The following is a 1124-nucleotide window of genomic DNA, read 5'->3' as shown; positions in this document are numbered from 1 at the left end:
GACAGCAGGGGACGTACGAACGGCTGCGCGCCGACTGGCAGGCGCGTGCCGCCGCGCTCCGCGCGGGCGCCGAGGAGGGCGACCGCGCCCTGTATGGAGCGCCCGAGGACAAGACCCGCGAGGAGGACGGCGATGGCATTCGCACCCGTGTACAGCGCGCCCACTGACACCGTCGCGGGGGCGGCCGCCGTCCCCCTCGGCTCCGGCTCCGGCAGCGCCTTCGGCACCTTCGGCGAACTGCTCCAGGGCGCCCTGCCCCACCCGCAGGGGGACTTCCTGGTCACCTTCCCCCTCGCCCGCTGGGCCACCGCCGTGTTCCACCCCGAGCCCGGAGGCCGGGTCCGGGTGCGCCCGGCGCACAAGGCCAAGTCCCGCCGTGTCGCCGAGGCCGTCCTGGCCGCCCTCGGCACGGCGGACGGCGGCCTGCTGGAGGTCGCCGGGGACCTGCCCGAGGGCAAGGGCCTCGCCAGTTCCTCCGCCGACCTGGTCGCCACCGTACGGGCCGTCGGGGCCGCCCACGGGCGCGCCTTCACCCCGGCCGAGACGGAGGACTTCCTGCGCGGCATCGAACCGGCCGACGGGGTCATGTACGACGAGATCGTCGCCTTCCACCACCGGGAGGTGCGCCTCGGCCGACGCCTCGGGGTGCTGCCGCCCCTCACCGTCGTCGCCCACGACGAGGGCGGCCAGGTCGACACCGTCGCGCACAACCGGGGCGCCCGGGCCATCGACGCAGCCGACCGGGAGGAGTACGCCCGCCTGCTGGCCCGGCTCACCGACGCCGTGGCCTGCGGCGACCTCGCCGAGGTCGGCGCCGTCGCCACCCGCAGCGCCGAGATGAACGCCCAGCGCCGCCGGCGCGCCGGATTCGCGGAACTGCACGCCCTGTGCCGCGAGGTCGACGGGCTGGGCCTGGTCCTCGCCCACAGCGGCACCATGCTCGGTGTCCTCCTGGAGGCGGACGACCCCGCCCTCGCCGGCAAGACCGAGCACATCCGGGCCGGCTGCGCCCCTCTCGGCGGCGAGGTGTCCGTACACCGCTCCCTCGGCGCCGACGACAGCTGGAGCCCGCAGACCCCACCCGCCCACCCCGCCGAGCTGGAGATCTGAGCATGCTGTCGACA

At 76.2% G+C, this 1124-nt stretch carries 1 protein-coding gene; it reads left to right on the top strand.

Annotated features, from left to right (window positions below; all coding sequences use genetic code 11):
- The first annotated feature begins 132 nt into the window (after window positions 1-132).
- Window positions 133-1110, top strand: coding sequence for a GHMP family kinase ATP-binding protein (locus tag VR44_RS14905; RefSeq protein ID WP_094191653.1), 978 nt, complete (start codon window positions 133-135; stop codon window positions 1108-1110).
- Window positions 1111-1124 lie beyond the last annotated feature (14 nt).

This window comes from Streptomyces katrae, assembly GCF_000966975.1.
GTDB classification, from domain to species: Bacteria; Actinomycetota; Actinomycetes; order Streptomycetales; family Streptomycetaceae; genus Streptomyces; species Streptomyces katrae.
Note: the sequence above shows the minus strand (reverse complement) of the source record. Positions and strands in the feature narration are given on the sequence as shown.

What these genes read in the sequence shown, in the direction of transcription:
- VR44_RS14905 (WP_094191653.1), top strand. Translation starts at nt 133, where the DNA reads ATGGCATTCGCACCCGTGTACAGCGCGCCCACTGACACCGTCGCGGGG.